Raw genomic sequence first — 22,434 nt, forward strand, 5'->3', positions numbered from 1 at the left:
ATTATTCTCCTGCTGCTCGTAAAAACCGACTCATTGCATCAATCTGACGGCGCAATTGGCCTTCAACCATATTCGCAAAAAAAGCAGCACCTTTCACGCCAACATGGGTGCGGTCGAAAGCCGACTTTGCCGCGCCTTGCGGTTCGATTTTATTTGGATCAACAGTAGCACCTGACTCTACTTTTGCAGCCGGTGGAGGTGGCGGCGCAACGGCCAAAGTATCTGCCTCAGCTTCTCCCATCGCTTGCACTGCTGCATGACTTTCTGCATTCAAAGGTAGCAACACCGTTTGCGTCTGTTGTGCAACCACTTCGATCGCATCCGCCCACGGCTTCAAGTTATTTTCTAATACACCATTGCGAAAACTACGTCGTGTTAATGGTGTCAACAATACCGGCACCCCACCCCATTGTTTCACTTCATTGACATAACGCGTCATATTCACTGGAAATTCGGTGACCAAATCGGTCGATCGTCCTGGCTTACCGGGTTGATCATTATGTCCGAACTGAATCAAGACATAAGTGCCGATGCCGCTAGTAGCCGATTGCGTTAATAATTCTTGTACACGATTCCATAAACCCTCGGCACGAAAACTGCCAGAACTACGACCACCACGCGCCAAGTTGACACAATCAACCTCCGGCTTAAAACGCGCGCACAAAGCATCGCCGTAGCCACTCTTAGTCGCCATAGTCGAATCACCGACAAGAATCACACGCAATTGCGGGGCACTTGATGGCAGCTGAGTTTGTGCGTGACTGCTGTGTGCCATCGATAAAGCTAAGCTGATGGAGGTGATACGCAGAAAGGTACGGAAATGATGTGAAGAAAAAAGATGTTTCATAGTCGATCCATATTCGTAATTTAGCTTTTTATCTAATCGAAGAACAAGCTAATTAGCTAACAAGCAGTATTTTTATCGAAGCAAAATCAAAAAAAACCCGGCATCTTTTGATCAATATGATCAGCTTGAATACCGGGCTTTTTCTTGTGGTCAACCTGTGATTTTCTCTAGACTTATTCAAGCTCTAGCACAAACACGCAGTTGACCATCCTTTACGACCTAATTAAAAAATGAAAGCGCTTCATTTAGAACGAGTCATTTAGAACGTATAGGTAACACGGGTATTGAAAGCACGTCCTAATGGGCTAGCCGCACTACTCAAATAACCGTTGTATCCACTATGATTAGTCACTGGTGGGTTCACATCAAACAAATTATTCACACCGAATACGATGTTAAAGTTTTTAAAGCCTTTATAACTCATCGTGAAGTTGTACACAGTGTATTGCTCGATATCACGGTGATACTGCGCAGCGACCAAATTCTGATCGTGATAGCCCGTGTTGTAGTTCTGCGTCAGCTGTGATGTCCAGTTACCGTTTGACCATGACAAGGCCAAGTTATGTTTCCAACGGAAAGTGATAATTGGCAAACTACTAGTCGTGCCATTGCTAGCCAATCCAAAGCGACCGATATTGGATGCCCATTCACCACCTTTTTCCAATTGATTGTCGAACTGCGTTAAGTAAGTACCGTTCAACTGCACTTTAAATGTGCCCAAATCAGATTTGGGGAAAGTGTAGTTGGTTGCCACGTCTATACCCGCCGCTTTTTGACCACCCAAATTCATCGTCGTATTTTTGATGTACAACAATTTGCCCGTTTCATCACGTACAAAGAAAGCCGCATACTTGCTTGGATTTAAGAAGTAAGCTTGCTCGGGCAAGTTCGCCAGCATATCGTCCATCGTGACACGCCAGTAGTCAAACGACATCGTCAAATTCTTCATTGGTTCAATCACCATACCCAAGGTGCCACCGACCGAGGTTTCTGGCACCAACTCGGCATTACTACCGGTTTGCTTAGGCAATTTCACATTACATACCGTCGCTGCAACCAGCCCAGGCAAGGGTTTACCCGTATTAGCAATCGCAGGTGTCGCACTTGGGCATTGCAAAGGATCATCCCATGCTGATGAAGTCGTTGTCGTTGCACCTGGCAGGCGATAACCGTAACGATCAAACAAAGTCGGTGCACGGAAACCCGTATTCGCTGAACCACGGAACATGATCATGGAATTTGGTTGATAACGGAAACTCGCTTTTGGATTAAGCGTATTACCGAAGTCACTAAAATGATCATCGCGCAAAGCCAAGTTAACGTTTAATGCCTTAGTAACAGGAATTTCCAATTCAGCGAACAAAGCTGCGACATTGCGCGCACCCTGACCACGAGAAGGTGTGGAGGCTGCATAGGTTGCCGCTAAGCCGACATCGGTTTTTACATCTTCGGTAGTATCGCGATGGAAATCCGCACCCAATGCCAAACCAACTGAGCCAGCTGACAAAGTCATGATTGGCTTACTCAAAGTTAATTCAACACCAGTAAATGTACTTTGCGAAACACGCAACTTTTGACCATTGAGTGAAATACTATCGAGATAAGCTTTACCAGTGGCATCTTGCAATCCAAATGGATTCAGCACGCCGGTAGAAATACCTGACAACAATTTCGGACCATCTAATGCGCCAGAATCAAGATAAGCAACGCGATCACTAATACCAATCACTAAACCAGCTTTGTAATCCCAGCCACCGATCACACCTTCATCAGAAAAATTCAAGCGCTGATTCACTTGCTCGTCTTTAGTAATGTACATGCCGGCATCCGCTACACTCCACGTAACCAATAAAGGAGCACCATTGGTACCCGCTACCGCAGGCACACCACCGCTACCGCCTGGATACCATTTACTGGTTGATGGCAATAAAGCAGTGACGCCATTCGCAGCCAAACTGGTGGTTGGAATTTTGGTGCCAAAAATTTGACCTTGGCCGCGAGAATAATCGACAGAAAAAATGTGATCGTCACTGATTTTTTTAGTCGCCTTCGCGAAGAAGGTTAATTGTTCACGACCATAAATCGCGGTGTTGTAATTGCGATTATCGATAACGCAGGTATTCTTACCGCCTTGAATCGAGTATGGCGCTAAGCAACCGCTAGAATAATAAGGATTGGCTGCTGCAAACGATTTATTGCTAGGAATCGTAAAGTTTGCAGGGCTAGCAAAGCCACCACTCGCCAATGAAGGCGCACGACCGATGCTGCTTAGCAACTCATTCGAAGTCAATTCAGCGCGATCAGATGCAGCCAAACGACTACGACGCAAACCATCTATCGTTGCGTATACGTTCCAACCATCTTTTTGCAAGTCACCCGCACCAACGGTCGCACTGATGCGTTTCTCATCGCCACCACCTTCACGTTGCGGATCAAGAATCTGACCTGTAATCGTGGCGCCTTTAAAATCACGTTTGGTAATGAAGTTAACTACGCCACCAATTGCGTCGGAACCATAAATCGAAGAAGCGCCATCGTTCAAAATTTCAACGCGAGCAATTGCGCTCATTGGGATCACATCAAGATTTGCATAGCCATCGGCAATCGCTTCATTGGCGAGACGACGACCATTTAATAAAACCAAAGTACGATTCACGCCCAGACCACGCAAATTGATATTTGTGCCAGAACCAGCGTTTGATGGTGCCAATGAGTTTGATTGCGGCAGTGCCATCATCAAGTCGGCTAAGGTGGTCATGCCACGTTTTTCAAATTCTTCACCAGATACGCTGGTGATCGGTAAAGATGCTTCACTTGCAAGGCGTTTGATCGACGAACCTGTTACCTCAACGCGCATGGGTTCTTGCGCGGAAGCTTGTTGCATCAGACCCATTACAGCAATGGTAATTGCGGACAAGGCCAATTGTTTTACTGGTGATTTCTTTGAATTTTTCATGCTAAATTGCATCACTGTCTCCTACTATTTTTAAATTGAAGCCCATCCATCGCCGAGTATTTTTTCTCTTTGCACGGTGAGACCTTATTCGGCGTACCTCGCGTACCCGTTGCCGTCGCGACGAAGGGCAGCGTGCTGCACCGAGGTCTGAGCGGTCAATTTTTACTACAAATTCTGTTCGCTATCTTGCGCCTAGCGATTGCATATCACTTACAAACAAAAACACTGCACGAAGTGCGATCAATTCATCACTAACCGCGTGAAAAAGTTCTAGTCACGCGCTCAAGATGTGCGCGCATGGCACGCCGCGCCTCGGCTGGATCATGTGCCACAATCGCTTGTAAAATTTGGCGATGATCACCTAAGGTTTGCTGACGCAATTCTTCGGTCTGAAAATGTTCCTTCAAGCGATGCCATAAACTACCGCGCTGATTCCACAAATATTCCATCGTGCCAACCAAGGCACTATTACCAGTAGCACGCGCAATCGATAAATGAAATTCACGATCCGCTTGCTCATTACTGGCTGGGTTGTGGTGATGCTTTTCCATCTCTAATACGGCTTTCCAAATCGCATCAATCGCACTATCAGTAGCAACTCGCGCCGCAATCGCCACCACTTCTGATTCAATCAAACGACGCGCTGACAATACTTCAAATGGGCCGGGCCCGACTTCAGGTATCGCTTCTTCCACCTGCTCATCGCATAAATACACACCAGAGCCACCGCGTACCTCAAGCACGCCACCTAATTCCAATGCCAGTACCGCCTCGCGTAGCGAAGCGCGACTGACTTGCAAGCGCGCCGCTAACTCACGCTCCGACGGCAAACGATCTCCCGCAACTAATCCTGCTTCCGCGATCAAAGATTGAATGCGATTTGCCACCACGCGATATAGGCGCGGCTCGTGTTCGCTTGCGGAAAACATTTTTTTACTCATTGCATCGTCTTCTTAATTACCACCTGTGCTTACTTCCACTTATCCACTTGTTAAGCTGCACTCTTGAAAGCCTATCAGCGCCAATCTAGCTGTCTCTATTTTGCCGCATTTGGTAAGACCATTCTAATGTGGTTAGACCAATTTTGCAATGTGGACTAGCCAAATATTTTTTTTGGTGGCATACTCACCACATCAAGAAAGCTCCAAAGAGAGTCGAAATCGATCGCGTACAACGCGCGTCTTTTTCCTTAAGCCATCAAGATCACAGTAGCAGTACCCAGAAATAAGCAAGAAAAACAACAGCAATGCAACACGGACGAGACTTCAACCATGTGCATTCGATTGGCATCACAACTGAATAACTAGTTAGGATTTTTGTAGTCGTGAAACGACAAATAGATTACAGAATACTGGTCAGACCAGAATCAAAAAATCCACTGGCAAATTCAACGATGTGTGACTAAGGCAAAAAAGTACGACGAATAAAAAGACTGGAAGAGAGGAAAAGATGGCTGCAGATACACCGACTCCCTTATTCATACGCATGCATGAAAAGGATAACGTCGCCATCGTCGTCAACGACGGCGGCCTGCCCGCAGGCACGCAATTTCAAAACGGCTTACGCTTAATAGAAGCAGTACCACAAGGACATAAACTTGCGTTGATCGATATCGCCAAAGATCAAGCGATTACCCGTTACAACGTGGCGATTGGCTATGCGCAAACTGATATCGCCGCAGGTAGTTGGATCCAAGAAAACATGGTGCAGTTGCCGCCAGCGCGCGAGCTTCACAATCTTCCTATCGCGAACCGTAAAGCACCTGAGTTAACGGCATTAGAAGGTTATACCTTTCAAGGCTTTCGCAATCCCGATGGCAGTGTTGGCACGCGCAATATTTTAGCTATTACCACCACAGTGCAATGTGTGGCTGGCGTGGTTGACTATGCGGTCAAACGAATTAAAGAAGAACTATTACCCAAGTATCCGAACGTCGATGATGTCGTTGGACTAGAGCATAGCTATGGCTGCGGTGTGGCGATTGATGCTCCGGATGCGATGATACCAATACGCACAGTACGCAACATTAGCCTCAATCCTAATTTTGGCGGACAGACTATGGTGGTCAGTTTAGGTTGCGAGAAATTACAACCGACTCGATTGTTTCCAAAATCAGTGATCCCGATTCAGGTACAAGCACAAGCACAAACGCAGACCGAACCCGATGTAGTGTGCTTGCAAGACGCTGGCCATATTGGTTTTCAAAGCATGATCACAAGTATTATGCAAACCGCTGAGAAACACTTAGCGACACTCAATCAACGTCAACGCGAAACCTGCCCAGCCTCTGAGTTAGTGGTGGGTGTGCAATGTGGCGGCAGTGATGCATTCTCTGGCGTTACTGCCAATCCAGCGGTAGGTTTTGCAACGGATTTATTAGTACGTGCTGGCGCGACCGTGATGTTTTCAGAGGTGACTGAAGTACGTGATGGGATTGATCAACTAACCTCACGCGCAGCAACGCCAGAAATCGCCGAGGCCATGATCCGCGAGATGGATTGGTATGATCAATACCTCAAACGTGGCGGTGTCGATCGCAGTGCCAATACGACGCCAGGCAACAAAAAAGGCGGGCTATCGAACATCGTGGAAAAAGCCATGGGCTCAATTGTGAAATCGGGCAGTGCTGCGATCACTGGCGTATTATCACCGGGTGAAAAATTGACACAAAAGGGCTTAATCTATGCAGCCACGCCGGCCAGTGATTTTATCTGTGGCACACTGCAAACTGCCGCCGGCATGAATTTGCATATTTTTACTACGGGCCGTGGAACACCTTACGGCTTAGCTGCTGTCCCGGTAATTAAAGTCGCTACCCGTAATGATTTAGCACGACGTTGGCATGATCTAATGGACATTAACGCTGGTCGTATCGCCAGCGGTGAAGCGACGATTGAAGAATTGGGCTGGGAATTGTTTCACTTCATGCTAGAAGTCGCTAGTGGTAAAAAGACCTGGGCAGAGTACTGGAAGTTACACAATGCGCTGGTGTTATTTAATCCTGCACCAATTACTTGATGACGACACCAATAATACAAAAAGATTTAACCGTGATAAATCTCTTCTCCCACATGCAGGAGAAGGAATTTAATAATACAAAATAGTTGAGAACGACCATGACGACAAATCAAAAACCATTTAAACGTATTTTATTAACCGGTGCAGCAGGTGGTCTCGGACGCATTTTGCGCGAGCGTATCAAGCCTTGGGCAGAGATCGTACGCTTAAGCGATATTAGCGATATGGGCGCCGCACAAGCCGGTGAAGAGGTGGTGCAATGTGATCTGTCTGATAAAGCAGCGGTACATGCTTTGATGAAAGATGTCGATGTTGTTTTGCACTTTGGTGGCATCTCGACTGAGAATAATTTTGAAGCCATCATGCGTGCCAATATTCAAGGTACGTACAACATCTATGAAGCTGTTCATCAAGCGGGTGTCAAGCGTGTGGTATTTGCAAGTTCGAACCATGCAGTTGGATTCTACAAAACCACCGATTACATCGACGCCAATAGCCCACGCCGCCCTGATGGCATGTACGGTATTAGCAAATGTTTTGGCGAAGATTTATCGCGCTATTACTATGATAGGTTCGGTATCGAGACAGTCTGCCTACGCATAGGCTCTTCCTTCCCAGAGCCTATCAATAAGCGGATGCTAGTCACTTACTTTAGCTATGACGATTTGGTAGAAATGCTGCGCTGCTGCCTGTTCACGCCACGCGTTGGTCATACGATTGCATTTGGTATGTCAGACAACCCCGCAAGTTGGTGGGACAACCGCTATGCAAGTCATCTTGGCTACCAAGCAAAAGACAGTTCAACACAATTCGCGCATAAATTCCCAGACAATGGAGACTATCCAGAAAAGGACGACATCACCACTATCTATCAAGGTGGCGGATTTTTACTGACGGGTCCGCAGTACATATAGCGAATCGAAAATCACGAATCAAAGGCCAACAATCGAAACGCATATCAATGCTATTCAACACCTCGGCGCAATCAACCATGCTTTGCACCGAGGTGTATATGATGCAATTTTAGTTTTGATTCTCAAATAATATCCAGCACCCCGCCTCCAGCACCAATCCCCCCCTACAACTACACCATTAGCTATTTCGAGTTTCCCATAGGAAAACCGTCTCGATTTAGAGTAAATTAATTTTTACTTGCGCACTTATATAAGTGCGCATATACTTTCCTTTATGGAAAAACTTGGAACACGATTACGTCATTTAATTGACTTACTAGACTCAGCAGTCGCCTCGACGTATACCGAGGCAGGTCTGAGGTATCGGCCACGATATACACCTATCGTAAGAGCCTTGACCGAGTCTGAACCACTTACAATCAATCAGATTGCGAAGTTAGCGGGCATTACACAACCAGCGGCAACCCAAACCATTGCCCTGATGGTGAAAGATGACATTGTGAAAGTGAATTCTGAAAGTAAAGATGGACGTCATAAATTTGTGAGATTCACAGATCATGGCCGAGCTATGTTGCCACTACTTACCGCTCATTGGGATGCAACAACCGAGGCAATAAAAGAACTTGAATCCGAACTTCCCCATTCTCTTACTGAAATAATAAAAGCAGCTACATCCCGACTCGAAGAAAAGCCGTTTGCCGCTCGGTTAAAAGAGGCGCATCAAAAAAAAATCGGACGATAAAATGAAGATTCTTATTCGTATATTGTTGTTACTTTCCGTATTTAACAATCTTGAATCACATGCACAAAAGAAATATCCCGAATTTACGGCTAACGAAAAATATGCGGTGCTGCAATCGCTAAAAACAAACTTATTAGAAAACTATATTTTTCCAGATAAGGCTCATAAAGCGGTCGACTTTCTCGATGCAAGGCAAAGAAGTGGATCATATGAAAAAATTTCAGATCCAAACAAATATGCAGAAGCCTTAACAAACGACATCATGTCCGTGATTAAAGACAAGCATTTCAACTTGTTTTTTGATCCTGAACGCACAGAAGATGAATCGCGAGCAAAGTTGAGTAAAGAGGACGAAAAATATCTTGAGCAAAAAGAACTAGATAAAGCACGACAAGATAATTTCGGTTTCAAAGAACTTCGAATTTTAGACGGCAACATCGGATACCTAAATTTGACTGGATTTTATGACCTTAAAAATGCTGCTCAAACCTTGAATAGCACAATGCGCTTCTTTGAAGGAACATCAGCAATCATTATTGATCTGCGATACAACCGAGGTGGAGCATCAGACTTAGCTCAATATTTGACTAGTTTCTTTTTCAACGATGAAGCGACACTCTTATTTGATTTTTATACACGGCAAGGTAACAAGACTGATCATAAACAATACCTTACCTTTCCTTATGTTGAAGGACGACGTAGACCAGAGCTACCAGTTTACATTCTCACTAGTCAATTCTCGTTCTCCGCATCTGAAGGTTTTTCATACTCAATGCAAAGTACAAAAAGAGCTACCGTAATAGGAGAAACCACAGGCGGTGGTGCAAATATGTGGACGGGAAAAATAATTGATAAAAGATTCTACGCGCATATTCCAAACGCAAGACCAGTCGATCCTAGAACCCAAACAAACTGGGAAGGCGTTGGTGTAGCCCCAGACTTAAAGGTAGCAGCCACGCAAGCTTTGCCAATAGCGCACGCGCTTGCTTTAGAGAAACTCATGCTGACTGATTCAGCAAATTCATCAAGCTACAAATGGCATCTTGCGACCGCAAAATCAAACCTAAAACCTATACAAATTACCGAAGAGCACTTAAAGAAATTTGTTGGAAACTACGAAGGAAAATCCATTATCTTCGAAGATGGGCAGCTTTACTTGCGTTGGAAAGGTACGAATTGCAAGCTAATTCCCATGTCTGAAAATCTTTTTCGCGTGGACGAATTCGACTACTTTCGTATCGAATTTATTCATGGCACAAATGATCAAGTCAACTTAAAGATAATTAACGACAATGGTAGTGAGTTTGTATCGATGCGGGTGACGAACTAACTTTTACTAAATTCGATCAATATCGTTTTTTTGTCGAACTTAAAAAACCGACATAAAAGTATAGAAGTTGCCATCATTTTCTGCGACTACCTGCTCTTTAGTGAACACTGATTTTGCTTACTCACAATTTGTGGCGTAGTAAAAACATAGAATCAGTTAATTGTGTTTTCTATCTTGATTCAGAATGCCATTTTAAATTTGGCGCCAATCGAATTCTGTACGCTTCGCTTTTCACCTTTTTTGCCAATCCACCAGATATGCACTGTGCTACCTAACCGATGTGGAGCCACTTCATATAAATCTGCATTATTCCTTTTCGTTTAAGTCAGCTTTTTCCTCATCCTAAATCTCGTGTAATGCCAATGCGGTGCATGGTTTCAGCCGCATACCGATAAGAAACGCTTAGTCATTTCGCTTAAGTGTTTTACTCATACAACTATTTACACTAGGAAAACAGCGATGAAATTTCCCCTAAAATCTTTAGCGATCAGCATAGCGATGTTGACGTCTATTCCAGTGCTTGCACAAGGTGCAGGTAGTGCACGCCTAAGTTTTGATGCACAAGCGGTAGCGAAAGCATCCGCCGCCAGAGAACCTGTTGGTATACGTAATGCGGCCAATCTTGGTTTACGTAATTTGATTTCTGAAATTAGCAAAGACATTAAAAATGACGAATTGCCGGATGGATTTCCATTCGATGTCAGCGATATTTCCGAATTAAAAAATGCAACATTGGGACTTGGCTTTGAAGTGTATTCTGCCCATCCACAAACTCTATTGGCTGGTGGAAGACCATTTGATCAAATGTTGATGGGCACTGGTGTATGGAATTTTGTAGTGCTGGTCGATAACAATCCGGTTGCCTTACTTGAGTTGGAAAAGATCAATGGCAAGTGGCAAGTAAATGGCGCTGGTGCTGCAAAATTGGCGCAAGACTTGCATGTCTCAACACAAAATTTCGCGGGAAAAAACGCTTTCCGTTTTATTCGCATTTATCAAGCGACTGCCGATTTCATGGAAGTGAAAGACATGGAAGGCCGCGCCCGTTTTGCTCCCCTGCTCGCAGCACGCCAATCTTTGCGCAGCACTCAAGCGGTCAATGCGGAAACGCCACTGGCTGCGAGTCAAGATGTGCTGCCGGCTTTGCAAAATGCGGTACGCAATCACTTAGAGCGCTTTGGCAAATAAACATCAGCATCATCTATTTGAAATCTATTCTCAATTAAAAAACCGTTTGATCCAACATCGCTATGCTATGTGATGATCAAGCTCATTCCGTCTCGGAGACAAGACCATGAAAAAAATAATTCATCGATTACAACTTCTTTCTATAGTGGCTGTGTTAGCAGTCAGTAGTTATGCTTCTGCACAAACAAAAAATCTCAACGTTCCTTTGCGCGTGCAAGAACATAGCCAATGGTGCTGGGCAGGCGCTAGTCAAATGGTACTCAATTTCTTCGGCAAAATGCCAAGCCAATGTGCAGAAGTCAATTACGCAATCGGTATCAACTACGCTTGTGGCAATACTACGTTTAATTGGAACAGCCCTGCCAATCAACCCAAACCAACCAATACCATCACCTATATTTTGAATGGTTGGGGTGTGAACTCCTCGGTAGTTGGTCGCCTGTCACAAGCAAACTCAACTGCAAAAATCAATGCCAATCGCCCTTATGTTTTGCTATGGCAGTGGACCGGTGGTGGCGGTCATTTTGTTGTCGTCAAAGGTTACACCAACAATGGCGCAACTTTGTACATAAATGATCCGTGGCCTGGCAATGGCGCTTATGTGAGAACCTATGCGAGCACAGCGTCTGCCTCTGATCGCTATTGGTATAACACTGCTGTGACCAACTAATGATTTGAAATCATCGCGCAATCTTTGATGTGATGAAGATGGATTGCGCGTTGTTTTTTCTTGGCTACTTGCGTCTCGGTGGTTGGAGTGATTCGATTTGTTTTCTTATAACTGATTTCTACAGGTGATGTTTAGTGCTTATTTTGATCAACTGACTTTTCAAGTGATTTTAAAAATCGGTGCAGACAAATATCTAACTGCAATGCGACATGCTCAAGCGAGCGAGTTCCAATCACCATCATGCTTTCCGCATGGCCAGAACAACGCAAAGCATGCTCAATACATACTGCAGATTTGCCGAAGAAAATAAGTTCTTTATAAGCTAAGCAAGACTGTGCTGAATGCAAATTTTCAAGACAAATCACCGCGCAAGTGCTTGGGGTATCAGCAAATTCTTCCTTCGAAAATTCGTCTGGAAAACATAATGCCAGTATTTGTTTTTTCATCGCGCTGAGCCATGCATTTCTCTCAGTCATCAAATTCGCTGGCATCGCGTTTGACAACGATGCCGTGTTCAAAACTAGAATATGCGGTGCGAATAAACCCATAGAAAAACCAGAAACGTGATCAAAGTATGATGAGAGCAAAGATGCAGGAAAGCTTAGAAAAAAAGTTAGCTCGATACTGATAGAGACCTAAATAGCGCCCAAATCAACGCGATTGTGCTTCGCTGATCAGCCATTGGTGAAAAGCCACGAATGCGGCATTCTCTTTCATGTCCGCCGCATAGATCAGGTAATAATCCAAGCGCAGCGGTGTCTCCACATGAAATGGCCGAACCAAACGCCCTGCGGCAATATCATACTCAACCAATAATGCCTGCCCTAAGGCCACACCCTGACCATCAATTGCCGCTTGCAACGCCATCAAAGCGAGTGTGAATAAGGGGCCCTTACGTACATCTTTATCATTCACACCCAGGGTTGAAAACCAAGATTGCCAACTTGGATAATCGGGATCATTCATTGCACTGACTTCGTGCAGCAAGGTTTGTTTACTTAAATCAGCAGGCTGCGCAATGTTATTTGCAATGGCAGGACTACACACTGGAAACACTTCGGTTGCGATAAATGGTTCAATCCGAAAATCAGCAAATTGTGTACGACGAAAATCAATAGAGATATCGCAATCACGATAACTACGATCGACTTCGGAGACGATTTCAACACGAATATGCGGATGACGATTTAGAAAACGATATAAGCGCGGAACCAACCATTTAGAACCAAATGAAGGTGGTACGCCAACACGAAGCAAGACATTATTATCATTGAGCAGCGTATCCGTCGCTTGTTGAAAAATCTTAAAACCCTCACGAATACGCGGCAAATAGCGCTCACCCGCCTCGGTTAATTTCAATACATTATTGCTGCGCTGGAATAAATCCAATCCCAAAAAATCTTCCAATAACTTGATTTGATGGCTCACCGCAGCATTGGTCACATGTAATTCTTCCGCCGCACGCGTGAAGTTTAATCGCCGTGCAGCGACTTCAAAAACCTTCAATGCGTTTAGTGGTGGAAGACGTTTAGACATATTACCCTCGTTGAAAACCGATACCATATCAGAACTTCATTTAATAAAATTTAATGAAAGCTTGAAATTTAATTGTTGTCCCTAAAACCTCGTTCTATCAGGAAATTTTCGAACTTAAATTAAGCAGTAATGATCATTTTATTAAAATTACAATTGCGATAAAATTAGCGCCAAATCATGGTCTCGTCTATAAATATGAGAATCTTGCCAGACTGATCAGTTAGCAAATCCAATTTCATTTAGATTTTTTTAATGACATCTCAAATATTCCTCGCTTGCTCCCTCGCCTTTGCACCGTTAAGCTGCTAAACATCTAATTAAGTTGCACTACGACACATCGGTTTCTAGTGGGATGCCATCGATTTCGGCATCACGAAGTTAAAGCTGTCGTACTGCAACACACTAATTTCATTTAGGTCTTATTCGACATGACTCATATCATTACCATCGACACCGGCACCACCAATACCCGCGTCACTTTATGGCGAGACCATCAAGTGCTGGCTCACGAGGCTTGCGAGGTTGGCGTGCGCGATACCGCGATCACTGGCAATCGAGAAAAATTACAAAATGGGGTGCGCAACACCATCAATAAAACCCTCGCCAGCGCGCAGGTCGATGCAGAACAAATCGATCTTGTGATCGGCTCTGGCATGATTAGTTCCAATGTCGGATTATTTGAATTGCCGCACGTATTGGCGCCCGCTGGTTTACAGCAACTAGCACGAGGCATGGTATCGGTGACGATTCCTGAAGTGTTTTCAAAACCGATCTGGTTTGTACCGGGCGTGCGCAATGTAGTAGAGAACATCGGCTTGCATAATTGCGAAGCAATGGACATGATGCGCGGTGAAGAAGTTGAAGTCATGAGTGTGATTGATCAACTCTGTATAACAGGTCCCGCCATGATGGTGATGCCTGGTTCACACTCCAAGTTTGTTTGCATTGACGATAAAAATCGTATCACTGGTTGCGTCACCACACTTGCTGGCGAACTGATGTATGTGATCACACACAATACTATTTTGGCGCAATCTCTCGATTCGCAATTTGCGACCTCCATCAATCAAGAGATGCTGTTGGCTGGTGCGCAATCAGCGCAGACTATCGGTTTGGGACGCACCTGCTTTAACGTGCGCACACTAGATCAATTCACGATTTATGAACGTAATGATCGCGCCAATTTCTTGTTGGGCGCAATCCTTGGTGCTGACTTATTGACGCTCAAAAATAGCACGGCAATCAAGATGATGCCCGGCACACCAGTGATCGTATGCGGCAAACCCATCATGAAAGAAGCCTTGGCGATTTTGATCAATAACGACGATTATTTCTCTGGAAAAATCACCGTCGTGTCGGATGAAACCCAAGCCCATTTAGCAGGACAGGGCGCAATTTTAGTTGCCTCCGCACGCGGCTTAATTAAGTGATGTGAAAAGCTTAGGCTATTAAGCGAAGTAAATTAGGGAATTTACCCATACGACGATCAATGACGAGAGCGCGCGAGACAAGTATGCTGTGCCCCGCCGCGCAATCACAGTAATGACTATTTTTTGATGAGTACAACATGACAAAAGAAATCACTCGCCTTGGCAATATCCCATCCGGTGCAGGTGGACAACGACTACCTTTTTCACCAGCAGTTCGTGCTGGCGATTTTGTGTTTTGTTCCGGACAAGTAGCGATGAAAGAGAATGGTGAAATCGAAACTGGCGGCATCGAATCACAAACCCGCCGCACCATGGAAAACGTTAAAAAAGTATTAGCTCTAGCAGGTTGCGAACTAAGTGATGTGGTCAAAGTCAGCGTATGGCTTGACGATACACGTGACTTCTGGACCTTTAATCGTATTTACACCGAGTATTTTGGCGAACATCCACCAGCACGTTCATGCGTGCAATCGGCCATGATGGTTGATTGCAAAGTTGAGATTGAAGTCACCGCCTATAAACCGCTTTAAGCCACTCTAAAGCACCTTCAGCCTTGCTACCGACACTCAAATTCATCACTGTTTTACCACTAATTCAAGGATGCCGACAAGATGGCCTACCGCTCTCTCTATACCTACGCTTGGGATATTGCTGATATTGGCGTTTCTCAGTTTGTTGATGAAATGCTCGGTATGGGCATCACTGATGTGACGGTAGCGACTGCTTATCATGCCGGTAAATTTATACGTCCACATGCCAAGCATCCACCACGCGTAATTTTTCCAGAAGATGGCGTGACTTATTTTGATCCAAATCTTCAAGCGTATGGCGAAATCAAACCGCAAGCGCATAGTGATCAAGCAATGCGTGCTGTACTACCGGCTTTATTGCAAGACGGCAGATTAAAAGTTCATGCTTGGACTGTACTGTTACACAACACCCGCTTGGGCACTGCATTCCCACAATACACCGTAAAAAATGCCTACGGTGATCCCTACGTTTATAGTTTGTGTCCAATGCACACGGCGGTGTTCGATTATGCGGTGAATTTGTGTAAAGATTTAAGCCATCAACATGCCTTGAACAGCATCGTGTTAGAAACTCCTGGCTGGCAACCATATGCACATGGCTATCACCATGAGTTTGCACAAGTGGCGAGCAATACGTGGTTAGATAACATGCTAGGAATGTGTTTTTGCGATGCATGTACCAGCGCAGCAAAAGAAAAAGGCATCGCAATTGATACGCTACAAACGCGAGTGCAAGCCAACATTCATAATTATCTGGCGCTACCTGCCGATGCTCAGACAGATCAAGCAGCTAGTTGGACCCAATCCGATCTATTAAGCGATCCTGAATTATTAGCGTTCATCAGTATACGACAAGATCGTGTGACGCAGCTAGTCAGTGCGATTCGTGCAGCAATTCCAAGTGAATGCGAGTTAGCCGTGATACCCACAGTACAACGCCCAACAGCCGCATGCTGGACCGAAGGTAGTGATCTAAAAGCGCTATCTGAAGTCGCTGACTATCTCGAAATTCCATTTTATGAGCCAAGCGCCAATCGTGCCATCGCCGACGCTTGGGAAAGCCTACGCCAAATTGGCAACCCAGAAAAAATACGTGCGATCTTGCGCCCTGGCTTACCCGATCTCAATCAAGGTGCAGATTTAGCACCCGCAATTAAAGGCATACAAGCTTTAGGCATTCGAGACTTTGCTTTCTACAACTACGGCTTACTACCGCAGTACCAGCTTGATCATTTAGCGAACACGCTCAAGGAACAAAATTAAATGGCCAAAAATATTCTCATCACCGGAGCCTGTGGCGGCATAGGTCGTGCACTCTGCCAAGCCTTTGTGAACGCGGGGGACCATGTGTATGCACAAGATCGCGAAGCGGCACAATTAAACGCTTTAGTTGAACAACTTGGTATAGAAAAATGCACCGCGGTACTGGCCGATATCACAAATGCAGAACAACTAAAACAAGCTTTACATCTTGCGGTAGCAAAACACGGTGAAGTACATGTCTTAGTCGCCAACGCAGGCGCCGCACAAGCATTGACTTTGCAAAGCACCACAGAAGACAGCTGGAAGCAAGACATGGATTTGAACCTGAACGGTACCTTCCACTCCGTCGAAGCAGTTCGCCCAGCAATGCAAGCAGCAGGCAAAGGGAATATCGTAATTATCGGTAGCGTGAATGGCATGACTTCGTTTGGACATCCGGCGTATAGCGTAGCGAAAGCTGGTTTGATTAGCTATACCAAAGCACTGGCGATGGAATTTGGACGCTTTGGGATACGGGCGAATATGGTGTGCCCAGGCACAGTCAAGACCCAAGCTTGGCAAGCCCGCGTCGATAAAAATCCGCAGGTTTTTGAGGATTTAAAAAAATGGTATCCCTTACGTGATTTTGCGACGCCTGAGGATATTGCAGATGCGGTCATGTTTTTGGCGTCTGATGCGGCGAGAGTAATCACGGGAGTGGTGTTGCCAGTGGATGGTGGATTGATGGCGGGGAATCAGGTATTTGCTCGGGAGTTGACGCAGGAGGAGATTTAGGGGTTGGGTTGTTTTTTTGTTTGATCGCTGGTTTTGGATTTTGGATTGCTTAGGGTCTGTTGGTCGGGGGTGGCCCAACAGCCACTCACTTTTCTTGCTTCGCCAAGAAAAGTAAGCAAAAGAAGGCGACCACGCTGCCACTGCCCTTCGGGTTCCCAATTGTGCAAGACAAAAAATGGGAAAGCTTCGAAACTCGCCTGCGGCTCAGACATCGAAGCTTTCTTTATCCATTTTCTGTCTCGCACAATTGGCAGTGTCAGAAGTGGATAAAAGCAAAGTCAAAAACAACAGCAACACAAACAGTATCAACCGCGATGTCGTTCAATAGAGCTAGAAAAATCGGGGCGTCATCCCTGCCTTCGCGGGAATGACGTTACATGCAGCGAGGGGTAGCTGAAAGAAATTGAAGTATCGACGGTATCTCATTTTTCTATTAGCCGTTGATGGTTGTTGTTTTTGACTTTGTTTTTGACTTTGTTTTTGACTTTGTTTTTGACTTTGTTTTTGACTTTGCTTTTGACTTTGCTTTTGACCTACCCCCGTTTGAGACGATGTAATTTGTGCGTCACAGAAAATGGATAAGAAAGTGTTGTTGTTTGAGCCGAAGGCGAGTTTCAACACTTTCCCATTTTTTGTGATGCACAAATTATGCTGAAGCGGAGCGTAAGCACCCCGAAGGGGCGAGTCTACGGTCGCCTTTCTTTTGCTTACTTTTTCTTTGGCGAAGCAAAGAAAAGTAAGTAGCTGTCGGGCTACCCCCGACCAGCAAACGATGAGCAACCAAAAAGATATATCAAGAAAAATAAAGATTCAGCAACCAACTTAATGCAACTTATAAAAACAATTTCAACCAAAAACGGTCAATTGCACTATCACCAGTAAAAAAACGGAACAAGATTTATAGCAACAAACAAACCAAAAGAGACACTCTCAACTCACCGAGAACCACCAACAAAAAAACGGAAAAACCATGACCATCAACGCACCAACTCAATCTAAAAAACAAGTCATAGTCGCCATGTTTTTCATCGCCCTATTGTTTTTCATTCTCGGCTTTGTGACTTGGCTCAATGGCTCACTCATTCCCTTTCTAAAAATCGTTTGCGACCTCAATGACTTCCAAGCGCTATGGGTCACCTTTGCGTTCTATATTGCCTATACCGTCATGGCGCTGCCATCTGCAGCGGTACTCAGTCGCATCGGCTACAAGAATGGCATGACCGCAAGCCTTGGTGTGATGGCAATCGGTGCGTTAATGTTCATTCCCGCTGCTAAAACCAGTTACTACGGCTTATTCCTGCTTGCCTTGTTCACGCTTGCTACTGGCATGACCTTGATGCAAACCGCGATCAATCCCTATATCGTTTGCATAGGTTCACGTGAAAGCGCGGCGATGCGTATCAGTATCATGGGTTTGTTTAACAAAGGCGCTGGCATAGTTGTACCGATGGTGTTCACCGCATTGATTTTGTCTGGGATCGATCAAAGCACAACTTCAACAGCGGCGTTAGCGGCGATGGATCATGCTGCACGTGAAGCATTGCGCGATGATCTCGCCGCACGTTTAGTTATGCCCTATATCGTGATGGCAATAGGCTTGCTTATTTTCATGGCGATCATTCATTTTTCTTCTTTACCTGATCTCGATTTACAAGATGACGAAAGTAGTAGTACCACCCGCTTTGGCGTGCTGCGATTTCCGCAGCTGGTGTTAGGTGCAGTGACTTTATTTGCGTATGTTGGTGTTGAAGTGATCGCGGGCGATACGATAGGTTTGTATGGCCAACATCTCGGAGTTGAACATTTTCTAAAATTGACCTCTTACACCATGGGTTTTATGGTGGTTGGCTATTTACTTGGCGCGGTCGCGATTCCTAAATTGTTATCACAAAAAAGCGCACTGATTTTATCTGCACTGAGCGGTATTCTTTTTACCGCGGGCGTCGCTTTAAGCTCATCGACTGACAATAGCATTGCGCAAGCTTTAGTGGGTTGGGCAGGAGTTCCGGTCGTACCCAATTCAGTGATGTTTCTGGCTCTTTTGGGTTTTTCTAATGCACTAGTCTGGCCTGCGGTTTGGCCTTTAGCGCTTGAAGGTCTAGGCAAGTACACTGCGGCGGGTTCCGCCCTGCTGATCATGGGCATTGCAGGTGGCGCGATTCTGCCTATGGTATATGGCCACTTCTCCGATCGTAGCGGTGCACAAAGTGCTTATTGGATGATGCTACCTTGCTACGCCATGATCTTGTTTTATGCGATCAAAGGGCACAAGATCACTAGCTGGAAATAATTTTTTTACTTGAATCACCATGTCAACTACACACACGCTGAATCTCGACTCATTACAACAACAAGTCCTACTGCCCGGTACCAAAGGCTTGGCACTAAAGAGCGCTTTGCAACAACAAGACATTCCAAAACAAAATTGGAATGTCTTAAACGCAGATACTAGTTTTCCAGTGGCGGTACTAAAGCAAACGGCCTTGCAACATAATCTAGCGTGGATGAAACAATTCTGCGCGCGTATGCAAGTCGTATTAGCACCGCATGGAAAAACTACCATGTCACCACAGCTATTTGATATGCAATTACAAAATGGCGCGTGGGGAATTACGCTAGCGACGGTGAATCAAACTTTGATTGCGCATCGCTTTGGTGTGAAACGCGTCTTATTAGCGAACCAGTTAATTAGTCGCAGCGACACGCAAGCCGTACTGGCATTGATGCAAGCAGATCCAAGCTTTGAATTCTTTGCGCTAACCGACTCACTTGATGGCGTCGAACGCATCGCCACACAAGTACAACAATCCGGAATCACGCGCCAGTTGCCGCTGTTGGTTGAGCTTGGTTTCGCAGGTGGGCGCACGGGTTGCCGCAGTCAAGCTGATGCTTTAGCTGTGGCGCGTGCGATTCATCAAAGCCCTTACTTGCAATTAGCCGGAATTGAAGGCTATGAAGGCCTACTAGTAGGCAAACACCGCGATCAAGACTTGCTCGCAGTCCGCACATTCATCAATGATTTGGTCGCACTCACACAGCAAGCCGACACCGAAGGCTTATTTGGCGGTGAGCACATTTTGCTATCCGCTGGAGGCTCGGCATATTTTGATTTGGTCGGACGCGGCTTTGAAACCAAGCTGCAACTTTCACGTCCTGTGACAGCGATCTTAAGAAGTGGCTGCTACATTACCCATGATCATGGTTTCTACCATCACTTGCTGCATGAGATGCAAGCGCGAGAAAGCGCTGTTGACGAAGATAATTTGCGCCCAGCCTTAGAAGTCTGGAGCATGGTGCAATCGCGCCCAGAACCTGATCTAGCGATCCTAACGATGGGCAAGCGCGATGCCTCTTATGACATCGATTTACCATTTCCAGTGCAAACGCATCGACCAGGTAAGACATCGGCTCCAATCGATTTGCCGGCGGGCTGCAAGATAGAAAAAATGAATGACCAACACGCCTATTTGCGCTTGCCAAAAGACAGCACTATCTGCGAAACACTGCAAGTCGGTGATCTAGTCGCCTGTGGCATTTCCCATCCGTGTACAACTTTTGATAAATGGCCCTTGATCTTAGTGGTCGACGATGAGTATCAAGTGCAATCGGCGATCAATACTTTCTTCTGATATGGGGAGCGGGTCACGCCCGAACGACAAAGTCATGCAAACAGTCACCTACGACATCATCATCCGCAACGCAGACGTCATCGACGGCAGTGGCACTGCGCCTTACCGTGCTGACATCGCCATCGCAGATCAAAAGATCGTCGCGATTGCTCCTGCACTGAGTTTGCACGGCTATGAAACTCTAGACGCCACCGGACTAGTCGTTGCTCCTGGTTTTATCGATGTACATACGCACGATGACCGTGAAGTAATTGATGCACCCGCCATGTTACCCAAACTCACACAAGGCGTAACGACCGTTATCACAGGCAATTGCGGCATCAGTCTATCGCCGTGGCTCGCCGACAAAATACCACCTGCACCATTAAGTTTAATCGGCACACAAAAAGACTATCGTTATGCCAGCGTTCAAGAGTATGCGAAAGCAGTAAAACAAGCGCAGCCGGCAGTCAACGTTGGCATGTTAATTGGCCATTCGACTTTGCGAGTCAATGCCGTTGCAGATTTAGCGCGTGGCGCAACTGAGGAAGAAATCAAAGTCATGCAAGACATACTCGCCGCTGGCATGCATGCGGGGGCATTAGGTTTTAGCTCAGGTTTGTTTTATCAAACCAGCAAAGCTGCAGACAATTCTGAAGTCATTGCTTTAGCCAAAATCAGTGCAGCTGCTGGCGGCGTTTATACGTCGCATATTCGCGATGAATATAATGGCGTGCTCGATGCATTGGCTGAGGCATGCGACGCAGGACAAGCCGCTAAATTACCCGTCATCCTCTCGCATCATAAGTGTGCTGGCCCCGCTAACTGGGGGCGCAGCACAGAAACATTAGCTTACGTAACCGAGCGCCGCAAGACACAAGCGATTGGACTCGATGCTTATCCATACACCGCTGGTTCCACCGTGCTTGATCCTGATTATGTCGATGGCGTGATTCGCATCATGATTAGCTTCTCGCAACCACATCCAGAAATGCAAGGACGTGATCTAGCGGACATCGCAGCCGAATGGGGCGTCGATCAAAAAACAGCAGCGCGACGCTTGCATCCAGCTGGCGCTGTGTATTTTCAAATGCGTGAAGACGATGTGGAAAGAGTATTGAGCTATCCACACACCATGATAGGGTCCGACGGTTTGCCGCACGACAGTCACCCACACCCACGCCTATGGGGCGCGTTCCCACGCGTGCTAGGTCACTATAGCCGTGACAAAAAACTGTTCACACTAGCAGAAGCAGTACGCCGCATGACCACGCTATCGGCAGACCATTTTGGACTAAAGCAACGCGGGCGTATTGCCCTCAATTGCTGGGCGGATTTAGTCGTTTTTGATCCGGCAAGCATCTCGGATCAAGCGACATTTGCATCACCGAAACAAGCAGCAACGGGCATTCATTGGGTATTAGTCAATGGCACAATAGCCTTGGCAAACGGCAAATCAAGTACGATTAGAGCAGGACGTTTTTTAGATCGACAAAGCGAACGCTTTCCAAATCAAACTTAAAGTGAAGCACACAGCAGTGTTAGTGTGCGGTTAGCCAGTAATAAGGGAACTACCAAAAAACACGAAGGCATGAGCCAGGTATCTGCAAATTGTGAGATCGCTAGAT

The 22,434-nt window shown here is 45.8% G+C and carries 18 protein-coding genes; 13 read left to right on the forward strand and 5 right to left on the reverse strand.

Annotated features, from left to right (window positions below; genetic code table 11):
- Position 1: 1 nt before the first annotated feature.
- The 3 genes from KDM92_RS07220 to KDM92_RS07230 form a co-directional block, all read right to left on the reverse strand.
- On the reverse strand, positions 2–847 hold the full coding sequence (locus tag KDM92_RS07220) for a rhamnogalacturonan acetylesterase (RefSeq protein WP_230408214.1): 846 nt from the start codon (positions 845–847) through the stop codon (positions 2–4).
- Between the two features lie 259 nt (positions 848–1,106).
- Positions 1,107–3,815, reverse strand: a complete 2,709-nt coding sequence (locus KDM92_RS07225; RefSeq protein ID WP_212683704.1) for a TonB-dependent receptor plug domain-containing protein — start codon at positions 3,813–3,815, stop codon at positions 1,107–1,109.
- Between the two features lie 239 nt (positions 3,816–4,054).
- Positions 4,055–4,732 (reverse strand): FadR/GntR family transcriptional regulator, encoded by a 678-nt coding sequence (locus tag KDM92_RS07230; protein WP_230408215.1) that lies wholly within the window; start codon positions 4,730–4,732, stop codon positions 4,055–4,057.
- Positions 4,733–5,252: 520 nt separating this feature from the next.
- Between KDM92_RS07230 and garD the strand changes: the two genes are divergently transcribed.
- The 6 genes from garD to KDM92_RS07260 all read left to right on the forward strand — a co-directional run bounded on the left by garD (position 5,253) and on the right by KDM92_RS07260 (position 11,665).
- The gene (gene garD, locus KDM92_RS07235; protein ID WP_212683706.1) at positions 5,253–6,821 is read left to right on the forward strand and encodes a galactarate dehydratase; all 1,569 of its coding nucleotides are present in this window, start codon (positions 5,253–5,255) and stop codon (positions 6,819–6,821) included.
- Between the two features lie 98 nt (positions 6,822–6,919).
- Positions 6,920–7,735, forward strand: a complete 816-nt coding sequence (locus KDM92_RS07240) for an NAD-dependent epimerase/dehydratase family protein (protein ID WP_212683707.1) — start codon at positions 6,920–6,922, stop codon at positions 7,733–7,735.
- Between the two features lie 274 nt (positions 7,736–8,009).
- Positions 8,010–8,477: a MarR family winged helix-turn-helix transcriptional regulator gene (locus tag KDM92_RS07245; protein ID WP_212683708.1), complete on the forward strand. Its 468-nt coding sequence runs from the start codon at positions 8,010–8,012 to the stop codon at positions 8,475–8,477.
- Position 8,478: 1 nt separating this feature from the next.
- Entirely contained in the window at positions 8,479–9,807 is a 1,329-nt protein-coding gene (locus KDM92_RS07250) for a S41 family peptidase (RefSeq protein WP_212683709.1), read from the forward strand.
- Between the two features lie 459 nt (positions 9,808–10,266).
- Positions 10,267–10,995 (forward strand): hypothetical protein, encoded by a 729-nt coding sequence (locus tag KDM92_RS07255; RefSeq protein ID WP_212683710.1) that lies wholly within the window; start codon positions 10,267–10,269, stop codon positions 10,993–10,995.
- Positions 10,996–11,101: 106 nt separating this feature from the next.
- Positions 11,102–11,665 (forward strand): papain-like cysteine protease family protein, encoded by a 564-nt coding sequence (locus KDM92_RS07260; RefSeq protein ID WP_212683711.1) that lies wholly within the window; start codon positions 11,102–11,104, stop codon positions 11,663–11,665.
- A gap of 131 nt (positions 11,666–11,796) precedes the next feature.
- On the opposite strand, the gene KDM92_RS07265 is transcribed toward KDM92_RS07260, so the two are convergent.
- Together KDM92_RS07265 and gcvA are read right to left on the reverse strand one after the other, a co-directional pair.
- On the reverse strand, positions 11,797–12,213 hold the full coding sequence (locus KDM92_RS07265; RefSeq protein WP_212683712.1) for a hypothetical protein: 417 nt from the start codon (positions 12,211–12,213) through the stop codon (positions 11,797–11,799).
- Positions 12,214–12,316: 103 nt separating this feature from the next.
- Complete coding sequence (gene gcvA, locus KDM92_RS07270; RefSeq protein WP_212683713.1) at positions 12,317–13,201, reverse strand: transcriptional regulator GcvA; 885 nt, start codon at positions 13,199–13,201, stop codon at positions 12,317–12,319.
- 428 nt (positions 13,202–13,629) lie between these two features.
- Between gcvA and KDM92_RS07275 the strand changes: the two genes are divergently transcribed.
- The 7 genes from KDM92_RS07275 to KDM92_RS07305 all read left to right on the forward strand — a co-directional run bounded on the left by KDM92_RS07275 (position 13,630) and on the right by KDM92_RS07305 (position 22,328).
- Positions 13,630–14,631 (forward strand): 2-dehydro-3-deoxygalactonokinase, encoded by a 1,002-nt coding sequence (locus tag KDM92_RS07275; protein WP_212683714.1) that lies wholly within the window; start codon positions 13,630–13,632, stop codon positions 14,629–14,631.
- A gap of 137 nt (positions 14,632–14,768) precedes the next feature.
- On the forward strand, positions 14,769–15,161 hold the full coding sequence (locus KDM92_RS07280) for a RidA family protein (protein WP_212683715.1): 393 nt from the start codon (positions 14,769–14,771) through the stop codon (positions 15,159–15,161).
- Positions 15,162–15,242: 81 nt separating this feature from the next.
- Positions 15,243–16,424 (forward strand): hypothetical protein, encoded by a 1,182-nt coding sequence (locus KDM92_RS07285; RefSeq protein ID WP_212683716.1) that lies wholly within the window; start codon positions 15,243–15,245, stop codon positions 16,422–16,424.
- Complete coding sequence (locus tag KDM92_RS07290) at positions 16,425–17,198, forward strand: SDR family oxidoreductase (protein ID WP_212683717.1); 774 nt, start codon at positions 16,425–16,427, stop codon at positions 17,196–17,198. It abuts the gene before it with no gap.
- A gap of 970 nt (positions 17,199–18,168) precedes the next feature.
- On the forward strand, positions 18,169–19,488 hold the full coding sequence (locus KDM92_RS07295; protein ID WP_212683718.1) for a sugar MFS transporter: 1,320 nt from the start codon (positions 18,169–18,171) through the stop codon (positions 19,486–19,488).
- 19 nt (positions 19,489–19,507) lie between these two features.
- Positions 19,508–20,827, forward strand: a complete 1,320-nt coding sequence (locus KDM92_RS07300; RefSeq protein WP_212683719.1) for an amino acid deaminase — start codon at positions 19,508–19,510, stop codon at positions 20,825–20,827.
- A gap of 34 nt (positions 20,828–20,861) precedes the next feature.
- Complete coding sequence (locus KDM92_RS07305; RefSeq protein WP_212683720.1) at positions 20,862–22,328, forward strand: N-acyl-D-amino-acid deacylase family protein; 1,467 nt, start codon at positions 20,862–20,864, stop codon at positions 22,326–22,328.
- Positions 22,329–22,434 lie beyond the last annotated feature (106 nt).

Source organism: Affinundibacterium baiyunense (genome assembly GCF_018139645.1).
GTDB lineage: Bacteria > Pseudomonadota > Gammaproteobacteria > Burkholderiales > Burkholderiaceae_D > Undibacterium > Undibacterium baiyunense.